This window comes from Streptomyces sp. SID3212 (assembly GCF_009865405.1).
Classification (GTDB): Bacteria; Actinomycetota; Actinomycetes; order Streptomycetales; family Streptomycetaceae; genus Streptomyces.
This window is the reverse complement of sequence record NZ_WWJY01000064.1, coordinates 1-317: the sequence shown is the minus strand read 5'-3', so window position 1 is coordinate 317 and position 317 is coordinate 1. Positions and strand designations below refer to the sequence as shown.

The 317-nt window shown below is 77.3% G+C and carries 1 protein-coding gene; it reads left to right on the top strand.

From position 1 onward, the window contains the following. Positions 1-218 (top strand): hypothetical protein (locus GT042_RS38625; RefSeq protein ID WP_237530399.1); only part of this gene is annotated, 218 nt, incomplete at its 5' end. Between the last annotated feature and the right edge of the window lie 99 nt (positions 219-317).

Below are 317 nucleotides of genomic sequence, written 5' to 3'. Positions count from 1 at the left end.
GAGGACACCACTCCGCCGACGGCCGGCGGGCCGGCGCGGGACCGCGTCCCGCCGGGGACGGCGTGGCAACAGAGCAGCTGACGCTGCCGCGCGGCGGCTCGGGGGCCCGCCGTTGTCGTAGTGGGGTCGAACTGGGGTGGGCGGTGTCCTTCGTACAGGGGGTTTCCGCTGGCGTACGGGGGAATCCGGGGTGGCGGACGGCGGATCGGGGGCGCTGACGGGCAGAGGTGGCGTGTCCAGGAGGTTCTGCCATGTGCCGTGCCGCGCCCGTCACCCGCCGCCCCGTCGCGGCGCCCCGCACTGTCGCGGCGCCCGGC